General features: G+C 70.2%; 23 protein-coding genes. 4 read left to right on the top strand and 19 right to left on the bottom strand.

Features of this window, described 5'->3' with window-relative positions; genetic code table 11:
• The first annotated feature begins 19 nt into the window (after positions 1-19).
• Together ACIOKD_RS16610 and ACIOKD_RS16615 are read left to right on the top strand one after the other, a co-directional pair.
• Positions 20-2203 carry a hypothetical protein gene (locus ACIOKD_RS16610; RefSeq protein ID WP_402083880.1) on the top strand — a complete coding sequence of 728 codons (2184 nt, stop codon included), beginning with the start codon at positions 20-22 and terminating at the stop codon, positions 2201-2203.
• Complete coding sequence (locus ACIOKD_RS16615) at positions 2203-2487, top strand: DUF6303 family protein (protein WP_402083883.1); 285 nt, start codon at positions 2203-2205, stop codon at positions 2485-2487. The genes ACIOKD_RS16610 and ACIOKD_RS16615 overlap by 1 nt, the downstream gene beginning before the upstream one ends.
• 48 nt (positions 2488-2535) lie before the next feature.
• Here the strand turns inward: ACIOKD_RS16615 and ACIOKD_RS16620 are convergent, their stop codons facing one another.
• Together ACIOKD_RS16620 and ACIOKD_RS16625 are read right to left on the bottom strand one after the other, a co-directional pair.
• The gene (locus ACIOKD_RS16620) at positions 2536-3087 is read right to left on the bottom strand and encodes a GNAT family N-acetyltransferase (protein WP_402083885.1); all 552 of its coding nucleotides are present in this window, start codon (positions 3085-3087) and stop codon (positions 2536-2538) included.
• Positions 3075-4361 (bottom strand): hypothetical protein, encoded by a 1287-nt coding sequence (locus ACIOKD_RS16625; RefSeq protein ID WP_402083886.1) that lies wholly within the window; start codon positions 4359-4361, stop codon positions 3075-3077. The genes ACIOKD_RS16620 and ACIOKD_RS16625 overlap by 13 nt, the downstream gene beginning before the upstream one ends.
• 365 nt (positions 4362-4726) lie before the next feature.
• On the opposite strand from ACIOKD_RS16625, the gene ACIOKD_RS16630 reads away from it, so the two are divergent.
• Positions 4727-4933 (top strand): hypothetical protein, encoded by a 207-nt coding sequence (locus ACIOKD_RS16630; RefSeq protein WP_402083888.1) that lies wholly within the window; start codon positions 4727-4729, stop codon positions 4931-4933.
• A gap of 333 nt (positions 4934-5266) precedes the next feature.
• On the opposite strand, the gene ACIOKD_RS16635 is transcribed toward ACIOKD_RS16630, so the two are convergent.
• The 7 genes from ACIOKD_RS16635 to ACIOKD_RS16665 form a co-directional block, all read right to left on the bottom strand.
• Complete coding sequence (locus ACIOKD_RS16635) at positions 5267-5635, bottom strand: hypothetical protein (RefSeq protein ID WP_402083891.1); 369 nt, start codon at positions 5633-5635, stop codon at positions 5267-5269.
• Positions 5635-6147, bottom strand: a complete 513-nt coding sequence (locus ACIOKD_RS16640) for a hypothetical protein (protein WP_402083893.1) — start codon at positions 6145-6147, stop codon at positions 5635-5637. The genes ACIOKD_RS16635 and ACIOKD_RS16640 overlap by 1 nt, the downstream gene beginning before the upstream one ends.
• A gap of 10 nt (positions 6148-6157) precedes the next feature.
• Positions 6158-6304 carry a hypothetical protein gene (locus tag ACIOKD_RS16645; RefSeq protein WP_402083895.1) on the bottom strand — a complete coding sequence of 49 codons (147 nt, stop codon included), beginning with the start codon at positions 6302-6304 and terminating at the stop codon, positions 6158-6160.
• The gene (locus tag ACIOKD_RS16650) at positions 6301-7104 is read right to left on the bottom strand and encodes a hypothetical protein (protein ID WP_402083898.1); all 804 of its coding nucleotides are present in this window, start codon (positions 7102-7104) and stop codon (positions 6301-6303) included. The genes ACIOKD_RS16645 and ACIOKD_RS16650 overlap by 4 nt, the downstream gene beginning before the upstream one ends.
• Positions 7101-7343, bottom strand: coding sequence for an HNH endonuclease (locus ACIOKD_RS16655; protein WP_402083901.1), 243 nt, complete (start codon positions 7341-7343; stop codon positions 7101-7103). The genes ACIOKD_RS16650 and ACIOKD_RS16655 overlap by 4 nt, the downstream gene beginning before the upstream one ends.
• A gap of 53 nt (positions 7344-7396) precedes the next feature.
• Positions 7397-7774: a DUF6907 domain-containing protein gene (locus ACIOKD_RS16660; RefSeq protein ID WP_402083904.1), complete on the bottom strand. Its 378-nt coding sequence runs from the start codon at positions 7772-7774 to the stop codon at positions 7397-7399.
• Positions 7775-8144: 370 nt separating this feature from the next.
• On the bottom strand, positions 8145-8411 hold the full coding sequence (locus ACIOKD_RS16665) for a GlsB/YeaQ/YmgE family stress response membrane protein (RefSeq protein WP_402083906.1): 267 nt from the start codon (positions 8409-8411) through the stop codon (positions 8145-8147).
• A gap of 204 nt (positions 8412-8615) precedes the next feature.
• Between ACIOKD_RS16665 and ACIOKD_RS16670 the strand changes: the two genes are divergently transcribed.
• Positions 8616-9860, top strand: a complete 1245-nt coding sequence (locus ACIOKD_RS16670; protein ID WP_402083909.1) for an APC family permease — start codon at positions 8616-8618, stop codon at positions 9858-9860.
• Between the two features lie 151 nt (positions 9861-10011).
• On the opposite strand, the gene ACIOKD_RS16675 is transcribed toward ACIOKD_RS16670, so the two are convergent.
• The 10 genes from ACIOKD_RS16675 to ACIOKD_RS16720 all read right to left on the bottom strand — a co-directional run bounded on the left by ACIOKD_RS16675 (position 10012) and on the right by ACIOKD_RS16720 (position 20223).
• On the bottom strand, positions 10012-10578 hold the full coding sequence (locus tag ACIOKD_RS16675; RefSeq protein ID WP_402083912.1) for an SMI1/KNR4 family protein: 567 nt from the start codon (positions 10576-10578) through the stop codon (positions 10012-10014).
• A gap of 67 nt (positions 10579-10645) precedes the next feature.
• On the bottom strand, positions 10646-11794 hold the full coding sequence (locus ACIOKD_RS16680) for a barstar family protein (protein ID WP_402083915.1): 1149 nt from the start codon (positions 11792-11794) through the stop codon (positions 10646-10648).
• Positions 11795-11807: 13 nt separating this feature from the next.
• Positions 11808-12206: a YccF domain-containing protein gene (locus tag ACIOKD_RS16685; RefSeq protein WP_402083918.1), complete on the bottom strand. Its 399-nt coding sequence runs from the start codon at positions 12204-12206 to the stop codon at positions 11808-11810.
• Positions 12203-13066 carry a zinc metalloprotease HtpX gene (gene htpX, locus ACIOKD_RS16690; protein ID WP_402083921.1) on the bottom strand — a complete coding sequence of 288 codons (864 nt, stop codon included), beginning with the start codon at positions 13064-13066 and terminating at the stop codon, positions 12203-12205. Before htpX ends, ACIOKD_RS16685 begins: the two co-directional genes overlap by 4 nt.
• Positions 13067-13318: 252 nt before the next feature.
• Positions 13319-14854 (bottom strand): NADH-quinone oxidoreductase subunit N, encoded by a 1536-nt coding sequence (locus ACIOKD_RS16695; RefSeq protein ID WP_402083923.1) that lies wholly within the window; start codon positions 14852-14854, stop codon positions 13319-13321.
• Positions 14851-16446: a NuoM family protein gene (locus ACIOKD_RS16700; protein ID WP_402083926.1), complete on the bottom strand. Its 1596-nt coding sequence runs from the start codon at positions 16444-16446 to the stop codon at positions 14851-14853. Before ACIOKD_RS16700 ends, ACIOKD_RS16695 begins: the two co-directional genes overlap by 4 nt.
• A gap of 6 nt (positions 16447-16452) precedes the next feature.
• Positions 16453-18447 (bottom strand): NADH-quinone oxidoreductase subunit L, encoded by a 1995-nt coding sequence (locus ACIOKD_RS16705; RefSeq protein ID WP_402083928.1) that lies wholly within the window; start codon positions 18445-18447, stop codon positions 16453-16455.
• Entirely contained in the window at positions 18444-18875 is a 432-nt protein-coding gene (nuoK, locus tag ACIOKD_RS16710; protein ID WP_402083930.1) for an NADH-quinone oxidoreductase subunit NuoK, read from the bottom strand. Before nuoK ends, ACIOKD_RS16705 begins: the two co-directional genes overlap by 4 nt.
• The gene (locus ACIOKD_RS16715; RefSeq protein ID WP_402083932.1) at positions 18875-19597 is read right to left on the bottom strand and encodes an NADH-quinone oxidoreductase subunit J; all 723 of its coding nucleotides are present in this window, start codon (positions 19595-19597) and stop codon (positions 18875-18877) included. The genes nuoK and ACIOKD_RS16715 overlap by 1 nt, the downstream gene beginning before the upstream one ends.
• Entirely contained in the window at positions 19594-20223 is a 630-nt protein-coding gene (locus tag ACIOKD_RS16720; protein ID WP_402083935.1) for a NuoI/complex I 23 kDa subunit family protein, read from the bottom strand. The genes ACIOKD_RS16715 and ACIOKD_RS16720 overlap by 4 nt, the downstream gene beginning before the upstream one ends.

Below are 20223 nucleotides of genomic sequence, written 5' to 3' on the forward strand. Positions count from 1 at the left end.
ACCAGAAGGGAGCCGGAACGTGGCTCTCAACCTCGGTGAGCTGGTCGCCGGACTTCGGGCGGACGATGCTCCGTTCACCCGCGCCCTGAACCGCGCCGAGCTGCGGATGCGCGGCCTCACCCGCGACGTCAACGGCCAGCTGCGCGACCTCCACGGCCGGTTTGTCCGCGACAGCGATGCCATGGGCCGCAGCCTCTCCTTCGGCATCGGCAACGGCGCACGCGGCGCGATCTCCGCGCTCCGCAGCGTCGGCAAGGCCGCCATGGTGATGGCTGCGGTCTCTTCCCTTGCAGCTGTCGGCGCGGCCGGCGCCCTCGCTGCTCTGCCCCTCGCAGTCATCGCGGGCGGAGCCGCGATCCTCGCCTCGAACAAGGAAGTCGCGGGGGCGTTCTCCGGGCTCGCCGAGCATGTCAAGGGTGAGCTGACCAAGCTGGCGCAGCCTCTGGTGAAGCCGTTCGTTCAGGCTGCGGCGCAGCTCCGGAAGATCTTCGACGAGATCGCCCCGCACATCGGTGCCGCATTCGCCGCGGTCGCCCCCATGATCGGCCCGTTGGTCGACGGGATCGGGAAGTTCGCCACCGGACTGATGCCCGGGTTCGTGGCCGCGATCGAGTCGGCGCAGCCCGTCATCGAGGCTCTGGCCTCCGGGCTCGGCTCCATCGGCGCCGGGCTCGGCGGGTTCTTCGAAGGGATCTCCGGCGGCGCTGGAGGTGCAGCTGCCGGGCTTGGCCCGTTCCTGGACGCGGTCGGCTCCCTGCTGCCGGTTGTCGGCTCGCTGATCGGATCCTTGGCCGAACTCGGCGGTCCGATTCTTGCGGGCTTCGTGGCCGCCCTGGAGCCGCTCGTGGCTCTCGCGGCGCAGGCTGCGGAGAAGCTCCGGGAGATGACGGAGGGGGTCTCTCCGTCCGTGCTGCACGGAATCGGTGGCGGCATCCTCGGCCTGGTCGTCGCGCTCAAGCTGTACAGCGCGGGCGTTGCGATTGCGGGTGCTGCGTCGAGGCTGATGGGGACCCGTCTCGTCACTCTGGCGCGCACGTGGGTGACTACTGCGGCGACGGCGGTTGGGGCCCAGCTGCGGATCGCTGCGTCCGCCACGGCGAACGCGGCACGCACGGCCGCAGTGTGGGCGGCGTCCGCGGCGCGGATGGCGGCGACGTGGCTGGTGCAGATGATCCGCGTCGCCGCGGTGACGGTCGCGCAGTTCGTGATGATGGCGGCGCGCGCGGTGGTGTGGGCGGCCACGATGGCGGCGCAGTGGCTGATCGCGATGGGCCCGATCGGCTGGATCATCCTCGCGGTGATCGCCCTGGTCGCGCTGATCGTTCTGTATTGGGATCAGATCAAGGCGGCCACGCTGGCCGTCTGGGACTGGATCGTCCAGAAGCTCGTGTGGGCCAAGGACATGATGATCAGCGCGTTCATGAACTTCACCCTCATCGGCCTGATCATCAAGCATTGGGCGACGATCAGGGCGAAGACGAGCGCCGCGTGGGACGCGATCATGGCGTGGATCCGCAAGATCCCAGGTTGGATTTACAACGCGTTCCTCAACTGGACCGCGCTCGGCCTGCTGATCAAGCACTGGTCGGCAATGAAGACGGCCACGATCAACAAGGCAACCGAGCTGATCAACTGGGTGAAGGGGATCCCCGGCAGGGTCAAGTCCGCGCTCGGCAACCTCGGAAACGTCCTGCTCGGGGCCGGACGGGCACTGATCCAGGGGTTCATCAACGGCATCAAGAACATGCTCGGGAGCGTCCGGAACGCTGCCTCGTCCGTCGTCTCGGCGGCCCGGGACTACTTCCCGTTCTCGCCCGCGAAGAAGGGCCCGTTCTCCGGGCGCGGCTACACCACCTACTCGGGCCTCGCGATGATGACCGACTGGCGCAAGGGCATCGAAGCGGGCGCCCCGGGAGTGCAGTCGGCCCTCGCGAGCGTGCAGGGTCTGGCGGCGTCCCGCTTCGGTGGCCTGCCGATTGCAGGCGCGTCGGTGGACAGCCTCGTATCAACTCCGGCGCCGATCACGCCCTACGCGGGCGCGGGTACTCCGGTTGCGGAAGCCAAATCGAGCACGAGGACGCACCGAGTGGAGCTCGACGGGCCGATGGGCGACGCCCTCATCGGGATCCTGCGCAGCAAGATCGGACACATGGGCGGGGACGTCCAGCTCGTGCTGGGATCGTTCGGCAGGGGAAGCAGGTGATGCGGGCCGTGCTCGGCTGGTCGGCCGAGGAAGGCTGGATCGTGAAGATCGTGCGCCCGGAGCTGGAGCTGTCGCCCCTCGCGGTGACGTGGCCTGGCGCCACGGAGCCGCCGGGCCTCGGCGAGCGGTACGACGCGCTGGCGATGCTCGGCTACGCAGTCGTCCAGGGCGGGCCCGAGGCGTGGGACTGGCACGAAGGGCTCGGTCCTGCAGGCCAGATGTTCCTCGCGGCGTACGCGGAGGTGCGACTGATCGAGGCGCAGGAGCTGTCTACACAGCCGTAGTGCCGGCGCCCGGCTTCCTCACCGTGAGGGGCCGGGCGCTGTCGTTGCTCAGCGCAAGTCCAACACCATGGCGTCGTAGAACGGGCCCTCGTCCCACGGATGGGACCGCCCCACCTTCCGGTACCCCCACGCCTCGTATGCCGACTGCGCAGGGGCCGCCTCAGGCTCCGGGCGCACCGTCAGCGTCACCCGCTCCACCGCCAGGCGCTCGATGAGCTGCGCGTGCATGCCAGCCGCGATCCCCTGACGTCGCCACGGCTTCCGGACGGCCATCTCGACGACTGCGAACGTCCGCTCACCCGTCTCTCGCGCGAACTTCTCCGGCATTGGCTCCAGCAAGTTGCCCCACCAGCTGGTGTCCGCCGGTAGCCGGTAACCGTACGTGAACCCCACCACCTCGCTGCCGTCGCAAGCGAGGATGAGCCGGAAGCCCGGTCGCGTACGGATCTGCTGGGGGTACCGCTCGATGAACTCGGCGACGTCGCGCGGGCCCTCGCTGTACGGCGGATCGGCGTACACCTCCTCGTACGCCGGGAGGAAGGCATCGAGCTGCCCCGCCGCATCCGCCCCCTCGTACCGCTCGTACGTCACCTCGGCCATCCGTGGCTTCCTCTCTGCTGGGTGTACTCGGTCAGTTCCTCGGCCGCCCCGCGGGCTGTGGTGGAGTCCACCGCGGCCAGGAGGCGATGCACGTCGGACAGCTTCCGCATCACTCGGCCCGACTCCACCTCCTCCAGGTGCTCCAGGCTGCCAACCGCCTCGGCGGCCCCCTCATCGACTTCCCCGGCCTGCACGAGGCCACGGGCGAGGGTGAGCCGGTACAGCGCCCGGTTGCGGCCGTACGTGCGGTGCTGGTGGCCAAGAGCGGCACGCAAGAACGGCACGGCCGCCTTGGGGTGCCCGCTCTCGCTGTAGAGCAGGCCATGGGCGTAGTCCAGTTCTGCCTGCCCGTGAAACGCAGCCCACTCGGGGGCCGGCCGTCCACGGTCGGTGCGCTCCACCATGCGCATGGAGTCGGCGAGCCGCTTGCGGGCTCCTCCCTGGTCTTTCATCAGGGTCAAGGCGCGGGCTTCGCGGGAAGCGATCAGGGACAGCAGCGTGGGCGAGCCGAGACTCACGGCACGCTGGTGCGCCGCACGAGCGAGGTCGTACCCGTCGCGCGGGCGCCCCTCGAAACTGGCCTGCATGCTCAGGGCCGCGAGCACGAGCACTTCCAGCCCCTCATCCCGGAGCATGGTCGCGGTAGTCAGCGCCTCGCCCCAGTAGCGCCGGGCGGTGTCCTGCTCATCGGCGTCGTAGTACAGCCACGCACAGTGTTCGGCTGTCTCCCCGGCGAGGAGCTGGAGTTGACGGCCGATGGTGTCCGGGTAGCTGCCCGTGTTGATGACCCGCCGGACGCGTCTGAGGTGCCGTACGGCGAGGGAGCGGACGTCACCGCCGCCGTACGCGTCGTCCAGGGTGTAGAGGGAGCGCAGGCCCTCGCGAAGTTCCATGATGTGCGCGGTGCCGACAGCATCGGCGGGCCCCAGGGCGAGGCCTGCGGCGGCACCGACCGTGTCGGCGACGAACACACGGCGATCTACGCCCGTCCCTGCCGCGTAGTTCGGTGGCACCTCCACAGCCGTATCAGGTTCTGGCCCGGGGAATCCGAGGTCCGTCGGGCTCATGCCGAACATCGCGTGCAGCACCCGCCACGCTCGGGGCCGGGGACGGGGAGGTGCCGGGAGCCGCCAGCGCCGGAACTGCCGGTCGGTGACCGCCGTTTCCTCGCCCACCAGGCCGGCCGTCGACTCGAACGCGCGGAGGAACGCGGCAGACCTGTCCCATCCGCGTGTCGCGCACTCGCGCACGAACGGTGTCTGCTGCTCGTCCATTTCGTACCCCCGGGTTGCCTCTGATCCGACCGTAGCGGCTGTGTCGCGTACGGAAAGTCCGTCTGCCGTCGGAAGGTCCGGCGGAACGTCCGCGTGCACGTCCGCCCTCAGCGGCGGTGCGGGAGTTTCCTCGTGGTGAGAGGGAGCGACGAAGGGAATCCCAACGTGAACGCCCTACAGCAGACGAAATCCGAGCCGCCCGTCACGCTGATGGATCCGTCTCGGCCGCCACGGCCGGTGCCGGGGTGCGATGTATGTGCGGCCCTGGATAGGCAGCGGGCGGGCCATGAGGGGCGCGGGCACACGAGGGCTGCGACGACCTGCGAGGTCGAGATCCGCAACCATCCGAAGCACGGCGGCACGTCATGAGCAGCCCCGGCTTGCCTCAGGATTCGGGGAGCGCGCTCGGGCACCTGCGGCCCGCGGCGAGCAGCGTCCAGCTCGGCCCGAAGCAGGAGAAGTTCCGCAGCTACATGGACCACTCCATGGAATGCGCGGACTGCGACTACGGCAACCTCCGCTGCTCGGTGGCGCAGGAGATATGGGCGGAGTGGAAGGCGTTGGACCAGTAGAGCTCCCGCCCGTCCCCGTCCCCCGTAGGGGATGAGCGGGACCAGGCCCCGGCCGGGAACAGTGCCCCGGTCGGGGCCGTGGGTGGGCCGTACGCGTCTCCGCGCCCACCCGACTGCCCGCGTGAGGCGACCGATCGCGCGGTCTGTCGCTCCCGTCCCGACGGCGGGCCACGCGGGCAACAGGACGGCCCCCCGGATAGTCCACAGCGGGGGGCCGTTCGCGTGTGCTGCGCGCGGGTCAGTCGCAGAAGTGATCGATGGGATACCAGCCCCCGCACGACGCGCAGTAGTAGGTGCGGTGGTCGATCCGGAGGACGGCCAACAGGCGTGCGATCACGTCTCGTTCACCTCCTCCACGATGTGGAGGTGGGTGTGGCCGGGCCGTTTGGTGAGGGCGTAGCTGTAGATCATCATCCCCTTCTGGGTTTCAGAAGGGGTCACGCTCAGAAGCTCTTGACCTGTGCACCTCTTGCAGGAGGGGCGCCACTCCTTCGGTGGGGGAGTGGCGGACGAATCGGACATGCGGCGGGCGGCACGCCATAGGGCGAAGAGCCCCACGGCCCACAGCGCGATCACTCCGGCGTCCGTCGACACGGCGAACACCACGGCAGTCACGACCCCCGCGAGGACGACCAGGACGCACGCGCCCGCGGCCCTCGACGGCTCCTCCGGCTCGATGGCCGGCTTCTTCTTCCCGCCCATCAGACGGCCTCGTACAGGTTGTCGCCGCACCAGTTCGTGGCCTGCGCGAGCGGCACCGCGGCGAACCCGGCGACGCCCGCCGAGGTGCCGAGGGTGATGCCGCACCAGGCGCCGAGCTTCAGCGTCTTGGAGGTCTCGTCGCTGGCCTTCTTCACGGCCGCGATGAACACGCACGTCGCGATGAGCACCAGGGCCGCCCCGGGGCCGGACAGGGGCACGAACGTCTTCGCTCCGGCCAGCTGCCCGCCGGATTCGCCCACTCCCCAGACGAGGGCTACGTCGCCGAGCCAGTTGGACAGGCCCAGGACGGCGCTGGACGCGGTCCCGATGAGCCCGGCGACACCGAGGGTGGTGAGGCACCCGTACGCCCACGAGAGGAGGAACGGGAGCAGCCGGGAGGCGTGCTTGACGGGGTCCTTCATGAGCTGTTTGCGGCCGGGCCACCAGATCATGAGCTGGTAGCCGAGGATGCACAGGCCGACGGTCACGCCGCCGAACGTCACATAGTTCACAACTGTTTCCTCAACGGAGGATGGCTGCGCCGAGCGCGGCCATGGTGATGATCAGGGCGACGGAACCCGCGATGCGCGGGACGTCGTGGCGCGCGACGGCGCAGAGGCCGAACAGCGCGAGGAGAGCAGCGGCAGGGAAGAACCCGGCGAGGATCACGAGTCGTCCCGGGCGGTCCGCAGCAGGCGCCGGCCGTACCCGTCGGACTTGCCGAGCCTGGTTCCGATCTCGGTTCCGGTGAGTTCCGGTTCGAGGACCAGCCACGTGCGGACGAGGGCTACGCGCGCCTCGAAGGTGGTGTTGCTGGTGTCCTCGGAGACGATGTCGGCGGCGCCGGTTCCGCTGTCGGTTCCGGTGGGCGGAACCACGGCCGGAACTGGTTCCGGTGCCGGTTCCGCTGGAGTTCCGCCGACCAGCTTCGCGGCATCGCGGAAGTGAACACCGAGCACGTCAGGGCTGGTTCCGCCCTCAGTTCCGCCGGTTCCGCCCGCGAGTTCCGCCAGGGGCGTGAAGGGGCCGAGCACGGGCGCGGCCGGGGCCACGTCGACCGGCTCGGGGGCCCGCTCCACTGTGATCGGTTCCGCCGGTGCCGGAACTGGTTCCGGCACGAGTTCCGCCGGAGCCGTGATCGGTTCCGCCTGCCCCTCAGAGAGCCGGTGGACACGCCACAGAACGAGCGGGGCGACCGCCGACACTGCGACCACCAGACCGACCGACACGGGCAGCAGACCGACCTCCACAAGGTGGGAGGCGGCATTCACCGCGATCAGGGTGCAGACGACTGTGAAGACGTCCCGGCGAGCCCGGAGCGCGGCCAGCGCGTACACGTCCAGCGCGGCCGGCACTCCCGCGGCCACGTACGTCCCGAATCCGCAGGCGACCGCCAGCTGGTACTCGGCGGAAGCGAGGACGGTGAGAACCGCGGCGAGGGCGGCCCACAGCAGAGGGTCGCGCTTCACGCCGCCACCTCCAGCTGCTCGCGCACGAGCCACGGCCGCAGGGTGAGCAGCAGGCCGAGCGGCAGGACGTCGCCCTTGCGGAGGTTGCAGGGCGGGCAGGCCAGCACGAGGTTGAAGTTCCGGTTCGTCGGCCACAGCGCGTACGGCATGTAGTGGTCGAACGTTGCTTCGGTCGCGGGGTCGGTGAACGGGGTCCGGCAGTAGAAGCAGCGGGCCCCGTCCCTCTGGGCAATGCGCAAGCGCTTACGGCGGCCCTGTGCGCCGCGCATGTGGCCGACGCGGTTGCGGCTGGTCACTGGCCACCGCCGAGGATCGCGGCGAGCTGGTCGGCCATGTCGCGCAGCTGCTCGGCGTAGGTGTCGAGTGCGGCGGCGAGGTTGTAGAGGCCGGCCGGGGGGAGCGTCTTGCCGAGCGGGTGGACGGAGACGCCGGGGGTCCGTCCGCCGAGGTGGCTCGGACCGGGCGAGGCGTACGGCGACTGCACGACTTCCGCGGCGAACAGGGTGACGCCGAGGTGGACGCAGTCGACGACGGGGCCCGAGTGGATGAGGTCGACGCGCAGGCTCTCGGGGTCGTGGTCGGCGTGGCCGACGCACCACGAGGGTTCGGGGAGGGTGACCTCTCCCGCGTCGATGGTGGGCAGCGTGATGCTGCGGATAGGGTCCCGCATGGGTTCGGACTCCTTGATCGGAAGGGTTCGGATCAAGGCGCCGTTCGGTGGGTGAGATCACCGGGCGGCGCCGCTCTGTCTGCGCGGGGCAGACGAGCGGAGTCACGGAGGACCGCGGCCAAGCGAGGGCACAGCGAGGGCACAAGGCCACGAATAACGCTGCGCAACAGTGGCAAATACTGTCAGTAGTTTCCGCACGTCAACCCCCCTTCAAGGGTTCACGTGCAGGTCAGGCGATCAAGTGGGCGGTACGTCAACTACCGGTGACGTGCCGGTCGTTCCACGGACGCCGACCGCGTGTACGAGAAAGGGTGGGCACCTCGGGTGCCCACCCTTCTCGCCTGCCGGCTGCGGTCCTGGGGGCGCGCGCTCAGTCGCGCGAGTTGCCGAACAGGACGCGGTAGCCGATCAGCAGAACCAGCGCGCCGCCGATCGCGGCGGCCCAGGTGGCTCCGTCATAGAAGTCCTTGGCGATCGGGTGGTCCAGCCAACGGGCGGATATCCAGCCGCCGATGAACGCGCCCGCGACGCCGATCAGTGTCGTGCCGATGAAGCCACCCGGATCGCGTCCCGGCAGCAGGAACTTGGCGATGGCTCCGGCCAGCAGCCCCAGAATGATCCAGCTGATGATGCCCATGCCTTGAACCTGCCCCTTCGTGCTGTACCCGTGCTGTGATCCTGCTCGCACAAAGCTGTGGTCATACCGCTCTCGGCTGTTTCCTGTCGCTCTGTGTGTCGCTCTGTGTGTCGCTCTGTGTGTCGCTCTTCTGTTCACTCTTTGTTGCTGAGAAGGACGTCCGCACGACGGTGACCGGTTGCAGTGATCAGTAGGGTGCGATTCATGGCACAGAGCGAAGCGGAGCTTCGGCGAACGCTCGGCGTCGGGGACGCCGTGGTCATCGGCCTCGGCTCGATGATCGGTGCGGGAATCTTCGCCGCGTTGGGGCCCGCGGCACGGGCCGCGGGATCCGGACTGCTCCTCGCTCTGGGGATCGCCGCCGTCATTGCCTACTGCAACGCGACCGCTTCGGCACGCCTGGCCGCCCGATACCCCGCGTCGGGCGGAACGTACGTGTACGGCCGCGAGCGGCTCGGCGAGTTCTGGGGGTATCTGGCGGGCTGGTCGTTCGTCGTGGGCAAGACCTCCTCGTGTGCGGCGATGGCGCTCACCGTGGGCACGTACGTGTGGCCGGGGCAGGCGCACGCGGTGGCCGTCGGCGCGGTGGTGGCCCTGACCGCGGTGAACTACGGCGGTGTGCAGAAATCCGCGTGGCTGACGCGGGTGGTAGTCGCGGTGGTCCTCGCGGTCCTCGCTTCCGTCGTGGTCGTCTGCCTGAACTCCGGGGACTCCGATGCCGGGCGTCTCGGCGTGGGCTTCTCCGGGGGCGCCGGAGGAGTGCTTCAGGCGGCCGGACTGCTGTTCTTCGCCTTCGCCGGGTACGCGCGGATCGCGACCCTCGGCGAGGAGGTACGAGATCCGGCGCGCACCATTCCGCGCGCGATCCCGCTCGCCCTGGGTATCGCACTGTTCGTGTACGCGGCTGTGGCGGTGGCTGTCGTCTCCGTGCTGGGGCCGACGGGGCTCGGGCGGGCGACAGCGCCGCTCGCCGACGCGGTGCGCGCCGCCGGGGCTCCGGGACTCGTTCCGGTCGTACGGGTGGGTGCCGCGGTGGCGGCGCTCGGCTCCCTTCTCGCGCTGATCCTGGGGGTGTCGCGGACGACGCTGGCCATGGCTCGCGACCGGCATCTGCCGGGTGGGCTGGCCGTTGTGCATCCGCGCTTCCGGGTGCCCCATCGGGCGGAGCTCGCCGTCGGAGCGGTGGTCGCGGTGCTCGCCGCGACAGTGGATGTACGGGGTGCGATCGGCTTCTCCTCCTTCGGGGTGCTGGTGTACTACGCGATCGCCAACGCTTCGGCGTGGACACTGGGTTCGGCGGCTGTGTCACGGGTCCTGCCCGTGGTGGGGCTGGCCGGGTGCCTGACACTGGCTTTCGCCCTGCCGTGGATGTCCGTGGCCGTGGGGGTCGGCGTGCTGGGGCTCGGAGCGGTCGCGTACGGGGTGCGGTGGCGGTTTCGTGCGCGTTGATCGCTCACGCTCGCGCTGGCCTTCACGGGCGGGGGTGCCGGGGGTCGGTGAGTGAGTGCGGGCAGGTGGGGCTGAGCGCGCAGTTCCCCGCGCCCTTGAGGGCCGAGCGCCGCGGGCCGCGGGCCGCGGGCCGGAGGATGGGAGCCGCTCGCTACGACGCTCGTGCCGCTCCCGTCCGTATGCGGAAGTCGTCCCAGGGCTGCAGGTCCGCGTCGTCGTTCAGTTCGTTGTACCAGCCGGTGCCTTGGAGCCACCCGTCGAGCCAGGCCGTGAGGGTGGGAGCGTCCACGTACCAGGCGTGGTCGGCGTCGTCGGCGTTCGGCTCGAACAGGAGCACCGTGGCGTCCGGCGTACGACTGTCCACACATGCGTACATTCCGCAGCCCCAGTGGGATATCGGCAGGATGCCTTCCGGCCAGGGCCAGTCGGGATCCTTGCGGCCGCTCTCGCGGTGCTCGATGTACTGCGCGACGACCGCCGGCTCTCCCGAGGGCGCGCTGTCGAGCAGGGGAAGCAGACCGTACTCCGGGCCGAACCCTCCGTCCCCTATCCTCAGATAGAGCGCGGCGAGCAGCGGCGGGACGGAGAAGCCGAGGGCGGACTCGGCGCGGACGAGCGTGGCGGCGTCCACGGGCTCGGGGAGCGAAGGCCAGCCCCACGGCCGGGAGTTGCGTGCCTCAGCCAGGACACGTACCAGCAACTGCTCGATCTCGGTCATGCATTCATGATGCAGCGCGCCTCTGACAATCGGGCCGGCCTGTGGATAACCCTCGGACGAGCGGCTCTCAGGCGAGACGGACGTCGATGCCCTCGTCCACGAGGAAGGCGAGGAGTTCCTCGAACGTCAACGGGCGGTGGTCGGTGCGCGGGACCAGACCGAGGCAGGTGCGGGCGACCTGCGCGTCGTGCCAGATCAGGGTGAAGGGCCGTCGGGTGCCCCAGCGGCCACGGAGGCAGTCGTCGAGGGCGTCGAGGCCCCAGCCGAAGTAGCCTCCCGGTCCGTTGACCGCCTCGCCGAGCGCGCAGAAGAAACCCGGCTCGTCGATGATGTGGCGGCCGTCGAGGTGATAGGTACGGCCTTGCTCCGCGTCGGGTCCGTCGGCGTCGGGGCTGTCTGCGTCGTGGCGGTCCAGTGCCGTGGTCAGCCAATGGCGGCGGCCCTCCGCACCGCACCGGGCCCAGCGGCCGGGCTCGGTGGGCCGGCCGGCGCCCCACAGCTCCCAGACCTCCTCGGCCGCGGTCGGCGGCCGGTCCGACCAGGGCTCCAGCGTGAGGTCCACCAGGCCGGGGCCGCGCGCCGAGGGGATCCACGCGACGAGTTCGCCCTCGACGGCGGACTGGACGGGTCGGCCCGCCGTGTCGAGACGTACCAGCTTGGAGTGCCCGAGATCCTCCTCGCCCGCGTCCAGGGCCGTGCGGAGGGCTCCGCGCGGGGAGCAGCCGAGCAGCCGCACGGGTGGTTCGAGGAGGTCCGGCTGCCTGTCCGGAACGTGCGCCAGGTCCCGGCAGCCACCCCAGGGTTCGTCCGCCGCGCCGAGCAGCCGGTAGCCCGGGGAGAGCGGCGGGCACTGGGGATAGTCGAACGGGTTGTGCGGGGACACGCGCGCCTCGACGGTGATGTCGCGCAGCGACAGGTCGCGCGCGCACGGGCGGTCACCGAGGACGCGTACGTCCTCCAGGGACCATGCTTCGACCCGCTCGCCGTCCTTGTCGAGGATTTCCAGGACGAGGGTGCCGAGGGGCGCCGAACCGTCGGCACGCGCGCGTGGGAGGGCTTTGACCAGCTTTCCCTCGGGGACGCAGCCGATCAGTTCGTACGTGCCGCGTGCGGGAGCCGGCGGATCGCCGAAGAGGTTCTCGGCGTCCGCGCACAGCGCCCAGATCTCATCGTCCTCGGCGTCGTACGCAGTCAGGGCGTACTTCGGCCGCCGCACCCCCGGCGCCGCCCTACCGGACCGACGACGTGAACGGCTGGTCCGTACGCACGATCTCGCGCCCCAGGGGGAACAGCGAGACCGGGATGAGCTTGAAGTTGGCGATGCCCAGGGGGATGCCGATGATCGTGACGCACTGGATGAGGCCCGTGACGATGTGCGCGAGGGCCAGCCACCAGCCGGCGAGGATCAGCCACAGGACGTTGACGATGAAGGACGGCGCCCCCGCGTCACGGCGCTCGACCGTCGTCCGGCCGAACGGCCACAGCGCGTAGGTACCGATACGGAACGCGGCGACGCCGAACGGGATTCCGATGATCGTGATGCACAGCAGCACGCCCGCCAGCAGGTAGCCGAGGAACAGCCAGAAGCCGCTCAGGACGAGCCAGATGATGTTGAGGATTGTCTTCACTGGTGGCGACCTGCCATCTGTTCGAGCCGGGCGATGCGCTCCGCCATGGGCGGGTGCGTTGAGAACATCTTGGAGAGTCCCTGGCCCGGACGGAAGGGGTTGGCGATCATCATGTGGCTCGCGGTCTCGATGCGCGGCTCCGGAGGCAGCGGCAGCTGCTTCGTGCCCGCCTCCAGCTTGCGTAGGGCGCTCGCGAGGGCCAGCGGGTCGCCGGTGAGCTGGGCGCCGGACGCGTCCGCCTCGTACTCCCTTGAGCGGCTGATGGCGAGCTGGATGACGGACGCGGCGAGCGGGCCGAGGATCATGATCAGCAGCATGCCGAGGAGGCCGGGGCCGTCGTCGTCGTTGGAGCGGCCGATCGGGATCAGCCAGGCGAAGTTGACCAGGAACATGATGACGGAGGCCAGGGCGCCGGCGACGGACGAGATGAGGATGTCGCGGTTGTAGACGTGGCTCAGCTCGTGGCCGATCACACCGCGCAGCTCCCGCTCGTTCAGGAGGCGCAGGATGCCCTCGGTGCAGCACACCGCGGCATTGCGGGGGTTGCGGCCCGTGGCGAACGCGTTCGGTGCTTCCGTCGGGGAGATGTACAGGCGGGGCATGGGCTGGCGGGCCTGTGTGGAGAGCTCGCGGACCATTCTGTAGAGCGCCGGGGCCTCGAATTCGCTCACCGGGCGCGCGCGCATCGCGCGTAGAGCCAGTTTGTCGCTGTTCCAGTACGCGTACGCGTTCGTGCCGATCGCGATGACCAGTGCGACGACGAGGCCCATGCGCCCGAAGAAGCTGCCGATGACGATGATGAGTGCGGACAGTCCCCCGAGGAGAACGGCGGTCCTGAGCCCGTTGTGCCGGCGGTGCACGGTACGCCCTCCAAATCGTGCGGCAGGGGAACCCTTGCTTGTCGATCTCTGCGTCACTGGTTCCGTGACTCCACGGTCCAGTGGACCCTCCCTCACTGGTCAACGCCAGGCGGGGAGCACTAGTTCCCTTGTGCGCACGGGCTCGCGCGTCGGCTGTCCGGGTGATGTTGTCCGGGTGATGTGACGACGACCCGCACGCGCGTGTGCGGGTCCGCTGACCCACACACGCGCGTGAAAGCTGCGGGAACGGCGTCAGAAAAGACCGGTGTCCGAGAAGCGCAGGATGAGCTGAGGCGCCCCGGAGAGCGCGACGCCCAGGACGGCGGTCAGGGCGATCGCCACGGTCAGGGGGGCCGGGACGCGGTGCGACTCGGGCTCGCCGTCGGGGGCGCGGAACAGCAGGGTCGTCCACTGGAGGTAGTAGAAGAGCGCGATCACGACGTTGACGGCCATGACCACGGCGAGCCAGCCGAGTCCCGCCTCGACGGCCGCCGAGAAGACGGTGACCTTCGCGAAGAGACCGATGATGCCCGGCGGCAGGCCGGCCAGGCAGAGCAGGAAGAAGCCGAGGACGAGCGCGGCGAGGGGGCGGGAGGCGTACAGGCCGCGGTAGTCGCTGATCCGGTTCAGCGGCTTCGTACGGGCCACCAGGGCGGCCACCGCGAAGGCGCCGAGGTTCACGGCGGCGTACATGAGGGCGTACGCGACGGTGGAGCCGATGGCCTTCTCGGCGTCCTTGGAGTACGCGGCGGCGGCGATCGGCACCAGGAGGTAGCCGGCCTGTCCCACGGAGGACCAGGCGAGGAGCCGTACCGCGCTGTACGCGCGCGTGGAGCGCTGCCGCAGGGCGCCGACGTTGCCGATCGTCATCGTTAGGGCGGCCAGGGCGGCGAGCGCCGGGCCCCAGACGTCCGCGTACGACGGGAGGGCGATCACGGTGACGAGGATCAGGCCGGAGAAGCCGACCGCCTTGCCGACGACCGACAGGTAGGCGGCGACCGGGAGAGGGGCTCCTACGTAGGTGTCGGGTACCCAGAAGTGGAAGGGCACGGCGGCCGTCTTGAAGGCGAAGCCGACGAGGGTGAGAACGACGCCCGCCTGGGCGAGCGTGTGCAGTTGGGCGTCGACGTCCTCGATCCTGGTGGCGATCTCCGTGAGGTACAGGGTGCCTGTCGACGCGTAGACGAAGCTGACTCCCATGAGGCTCACGGCGGTCGCGGTGACCGAGGAGAGGAAGAACTTCAGGGCCGCTTCGGAGGACTTCCGGTCACCGTGCTTGATGCCGACGAGGGCGAAGGCGGGCAGGGAGGCGACCTCCAGGGCGACGATCAGCGTGGCGAGATCGCGCGAGGCGGGCAGCAGTGCGGCGCCGGCGGCCGAGGAGAGCAGCAGGAACCAGAACTCCCCCTCCGGGAGAGACTTGTCGGCGTCCTTGCCCGCCTCCTTGCCCGCGTCCTTCAGGGCGGTCATCGACAGCAGTGCCGCAAGGAGCGCGCCGCCGAGGACGAGGAACTGGATGACCAGCGTGAACCGGTCCGCCGTGTAGCTGCACACGTCCGCGTCGCCCGTCAGACAGAACGTGGAGCGGTCGCCGTCCAGGAGGGGCAGCAGCGCGAGCCCGGCGACGGCGAGCCCCGCGACGGAAACCCAGCCGAGCAGGGTCTTCCTGTTGTCGCCCACGAAGAGGTCGGCGACGAGCACCACGAGACCGACGACGGCCGCGATGGTGGGCGGCGCGATCGCGAGCCAGTCGACGGACTGGACCAGGGACTGGGCCTGCGGGCTCAACGGGTGCCTCCTGAGAGGAGCTGCTGCACGGCCGGGTCGGTCAGGCCGAGGAGTGCCTTGGGCCAGAGCCCGGCGACGACGGTGAGGACGACGAGCGGAGTCCAGGCGGCGAACTCGTACGTCCGGACGTCGGCGAGCTTCGGGCGTTCCTGCTGGGAGGCGGCATCCACGGCGCCCATGCAGACACGGCGGACCACGACGAGCATGTACGCGGCCGTGAGCAGGGTGCCGAACGCGGCGATCGCCATGAACGTCAGGAACGCGGGCCGGCTGAGCCCGTCAGCCGGGTCGAACGCGCCGAACAGCGTGAGCATTTCGCCCCAGAACCCGGCGAGGCCCGGTAGTCCGAGCGAGGCGACGGCGGCGAAGGCGAGCAGGCCGCCCAGGCGCGGGGCCCTGCCGTAGAGCGCGGCCCCGGTAGTCCGGGCGAGAGCGTCGAGGTCGGTCGTGCCCGTGCGGTCCTTGAGCGCGCCGACAAGGAAGAAGAGGAGGCCGGTGATGAGGCCGTGCGCGATGTTCGCGAACAGCGCGCCGTTCACGCCGGTCGGGGTCATCGACGCGATACCGAGGAGTACGAAGCCCATGTGGCCGACCGAGGAGTACGCGATGAGGCGTTTGAGGTCGCCCTTCGCGCCCTGTCTGGCGAGCGCCAGGCAGGCCAGCGAACCGTAGATGATCCCGACGACCGCGAAGGCCGCGAGATACGGGGCGAAGGTGCTCATGCCGTCCGGCGTGACGGGCAGCAGGATCCGGACGAACCCGTACGTGCCCATCTTCAGCATGACTCCGGCCAGCAGGACCGAGCCGACGGTCGGGGCGGCGGTGTGCGCGTCCGGCAGCCAGCTGTGGAGCGGCCACATCGGCGTCTTGACCGCGAGTCCGATCCCGATCGCCAGAACAGCGATGACCTGCACCGATGTGGTCAGCTCAGGGTGATTGTCAGTGGCGAGTGCCACCATGTCGAAAGTGCCCGCCTTGATTCCGATCAGGAGCAGGCCCAGCAGCATGACGACGGAGCCGAGCAGTGTGTAGAGGATGAACTTCCAGGCCGCCCGGGTGCGTTGCTCACCGCCCCAGCGGGCGATGAGGAAGTACATCGGGATGAGCACCATCTCGAACGCGAGGAAGAACAGCAGCAGGTCGAGGACGGCGAAGGTCGCGAGGGTGCCGGACTCCAGGACGAGGACGAGCGCCACGAATGCCTTCGGGGACGGGCCCGACGGCATTTTGAAGTAGGAGTACAGCGCGCACAGGAAGGTCAGGAGCGCGGTCAGCACGAGGAGGGGGAGAGAGATGCCGTCGATGCCGAGGTGGATCCGCACGTCGAGTGCGGGGATCCAGCTGATGTCCGTCGTGGCCTGCATCCGCTGTGCCTTGACCGGAGTGTCGTGGTCGAAGCCGAGCGCGAGGACGATCGCGGCGATGAGTACGGCGCCGGTGACGATCGTGCCGTGCCGCAGCACGGCCTGCTCGGGCGACTTCCCCTTCAGCCCGGGCGGGGCCGGCAGGAGAGCCGCGGCGGCCCCGATGAGCGGGGCGACGACGATGAACGCCAGAAGAAATTGCATCACGGACTCGTTGATATCGATCACGCCTGCTCACGCTCCCGCGGTGGCGACGAGGAGGGCGGCGACCACCAGGACGACGGTGCCGGCGAGCAGCGCGCTCACATAGGTCTGCAGATTGCCGGTCTGGGCTCGCCGGACGGCGGCGCCGAGCCAGCGGGGCAGGGCGCCCGCTCCGCGCACGTAGGTGTCGACGACCTCCCGGTCGAGGAACCGGACGAGTGTGGCCGCGGCCTGGACCGGGCGGACGAAGAGCACCGCGTACACCGCGTCGAGGTGGAAACCGACGGCCGCGTGGCGGTGCAGCGGGCCGAGCAGAAGGCGGCCCGGATCCGCCGGGTCGGGCGCGGAGGCCACGTTGCCGTACGCGGGTTCGTGGCTGGCGATGGCCTCGGCCTCGACCAGGCCACCGTCGGCGTCCGGGTGGGCCGCGACCGCGCCCAGTGGGACGCGGCCGGCCATGGCGGTGGTGTGCCGCCAAGCGCCGTACGTGACGATGCCGCCGACCAGGGCGACGCCCGTACCGAGGACGGCGGTGGTGAGGGTGGGGGTCAGGTCCCGGCCGTCGAACCAGTCGGGCAGCAGGCCGGTGGCGAGTCCGAAGGCGAGTGACGGGAGGGCGAGCAGCCACAGCACGGAGTTCATGGCGACGGGCTGCTTGCCGTGGTCGGGGGCTTCGGTGCCGTGGCCGTGGAAGGCGAGCAGCCACAGGCGCATCGCGTAGGCGGCGGTGAGCAGGGCGGTCACCAGGCCGGAGACGAGGACGATCCAGCCCGCGGCTCCGGGGACGCTCTCGGCGTGGCCGACGGCGGCGTGCTCGGCGGCTCCGAGGACGGACTCCTTGGAGAAGAAGCCGCTGAAGGGCGGGATCGCGGCGAGTGCGAGGAGCGCCACGGTCATCGTCCAGTAGGCGTCGGGGACGCGGGCACGCAGGTCCTTCGTACGGGACATGGCGGCCAGCGAGTTGGTGCCGGCGGCGTGGATGATCACGCCGGCCGCGAGGAACAGCAGCGCCTTGAAGGCGCCGTGTGCGAGGAGGTGGAAGACGGCGGCACCGCGGTCGCCGACAGCGAGGGCGCCGGTCATGTAGCCGAGCTGGCCGATCGTCGAGTACGCGAGGACACGCTTGATGTCGTCCTGGGCCAGCGCGGCGAGGGCCGAGCCCGCCATCGTCACGGCGGCCATGACGGCGAGGACGACCAGTGCGGCCGCGGAGGCGGCGAAGACCGGGAGGAGCCGGGCGATGAAGTAGACACCGGCGGCGACCATCGTCGCGGCGTGGATCAGCGCGGAGACGGGGGTGGGGCCCGCCATCGCGTCGGGGAGCCAGGTGTGGAGCGGGAACTGCGCCGACTTGCCCGCCACACCGGCGAGGAGCAGCAGGGCGATCAGGGTCGGGTGGTCGAGTCCGCCGCTCGCGACGTTGCCGAGGATCTTCGTGATGCGGAACGAACCGGTGTCGGCGGCGAGCGCGAACAGGCCGATCAGGAAGGGGACGTCGCCGAGTTTGGTGACGAGGAACGCCTTGATGGAGGCGGCGCGTGCCTCCGGGGTCTCCCAGTAGTGGCCCACGAGGAAGTACGAGCAGATGCCCATGATCTCCCAGCCGACCAGCAGCACCATCAGGTCGCCGGAGTAGACGACGAGCAGCATGGCGGAGGTGAAGAGGGAGACGAGAGCGGCATACGAGGTGTAGCGCGGGTCGTGGCGCAGGTAGCCCGTCGAGTAGATCTGCACACAGGTCGCGACCAGGCCGACGAGGACGGCGACGAGGGCGGCGAAGCCGTCGATGTACAGGGCGAGTTCGATGGGGACCGAACCGGTGGGGGTGAGCTCGGTCGCCGCGTCCACGGCCTGTCCGCCGCCCTGGCGTACGGCGACGGCCGCGGCGAGTGCGAGGGCTACGACGGAGGGCAGGACGGCGAGGGGCCGAGCGAAGCCGGGTGCGGTGCGTCCCAGGAGCAGGCCGGCCACGGCGCCCAGGAACGGGAGGAGGGGGACGAGGACGGCGAGGGTGGTCGTGGTCACGCGGTGGCCTCAGCCTTCTCGGCCGGTTCGCTCCGGGCGGTCTCGGAGTCGCCGTCGGAGTCGTCGTCAAGGTCGTCGTCGGGGTCGTCGTCGGGGTCGTCGTCATCGCCGGGCTCGGCGGTGTCGCGCAGCCTGTCGATGTCCGCGGTGCCGCTGTTGCGGTGGACGGCGAGGACGATCGCCAGGCCGATGCCGATCTCGGCGGCGGCGATGGCGATGGTGAACAGGGTCAGGGCCTGGCCGGAGTGCAGGGCGTCCTGGGCGGTCTTGCTGAGCCAGACGTCGAAAGCGACGAGGTTGAGGTTGACGGCGTTGAGCATCAGCTCGACGGACATCAGGACCAGGATCGCGTTGCGGCGGGCCAGGACGCCGTAGAGGCCGGTGGAGAAGAGGAGGGCGGAGAGTACGGCCGGGTAGGCGAGGTGCATCAGCGGGCGCCTTCCTCGTCGCTACGGATGGCGGCGCTTCGGGCGGCGTCGGTTCGGGCGGCGTCGGTTCCCGGGCTCGGCGGGGTCAGGGGGCGCCCGGTGGTCATTCCACCGGACGCTTCTTTGACCTTCGACTTCGCCTTCGTCGCCGCCTTGCGGGAGAGGACGATCGCACCGACCAGCGCGGCGAGCAGCAAAATCGAGAGGGCCTCGAAGGGGAGCACCCAGCTCTGGAAGAGGCTCGCGCCGGTGACCGCGGTGGAGCCGGCGGCGGCGCCGTCCAGGTCGATCCAGGTAGTCCGGAAGGCGTCGACGACCACCCAGACGAGGGCGGCGGCCGCGGCGACCGCGACGGCGAGGGCGGCCCAGCGGTTGCCGGAGTCGGCGTCCGGGGAGCGGCCGATGGGAGCCCTGGTGAGCATCAGACCGAAGAGGAGGAGGACGACGACGGAACCGACGTAGATGAGGACCTGCACCCAGGCGATGAACTCGGCCGTGAGGAGGAGGTATTCGACGGCGAGGCCGCCGAGGGCGACGACCAGCCACAGGGCGGCGTGCACCAGTTGCTTCGTGGTGACCGTGACGACGGCGGCGCCGAAGGTGACCAGGCCGACGAGGAGGAAGGCGATCTCGACGCCGGTCGGGGAGAGGAAGCCGTGGGCCTCGGCGGCAGCGGCGGCCGCGGCCTGTGCCGCCGAGACGGTGGCCGCGGCGGGAGTCACGATGCGCCTCCCTGCGGCGGATCGGTGCGGTCGGGCGCGGCCTGCGTCTGCGCCGCCGCTGCTGCCTGGTCCTGCGCCTGTGTCTGGGCCTGCGCCTGTGTCTGGGCCGTGGCGAGCTTCTCGGCGGTCTTGCGGGCGGCGGCGATCTCCTTGGGTTCCTCGGCGCCGGGGTCGAGGGCCGGCGGGGCCGGGACGGTCCACATCCAGTCGCGGAGCTTGTCGCGTTCGTGGGTGAGTTCGTGGATGTCGGTCTCGGCGTACTCGAACTCGGGGGACCAGAAGAGGGCGTCGAACGGGCAGACCTCGATGCAGATACCGCAGTACATGCAGAGGGAGAAGTCGATGGCGAAGCGGTCGAGGACGTTGCGGCTGCGCTCGCGGCCACCTGGAGCGGCGGCCGGGACCGTCTCCTTGTGGGAGTCGATGTAGATGCACCAGTCCGGGCACTCGCGGGCGCACAGCATGCAGACCGTGCAGTTCTCCTCGAAGAGCCCGATGACGCCGCGGGAGCGGGGCGGGAGTTCGGGCTGGGCGTCGGGGTACTGCGCGGTGACGGTCTTCTTCGTCATCGTGCGCAGGGTGACGGCCAGGCCCTTGGCCAGACCTGAGCCGGGAAAGGGGGACAT

The organism is Streptomyces sp. NPDC087844 (genome assembly GCF_044742785.1).
Taxonomy (GTDB): Bacteria; Actinomycetota; Actinomycetes; order Streptomycetales; family Streptomycetaceae; genus Streptomyces.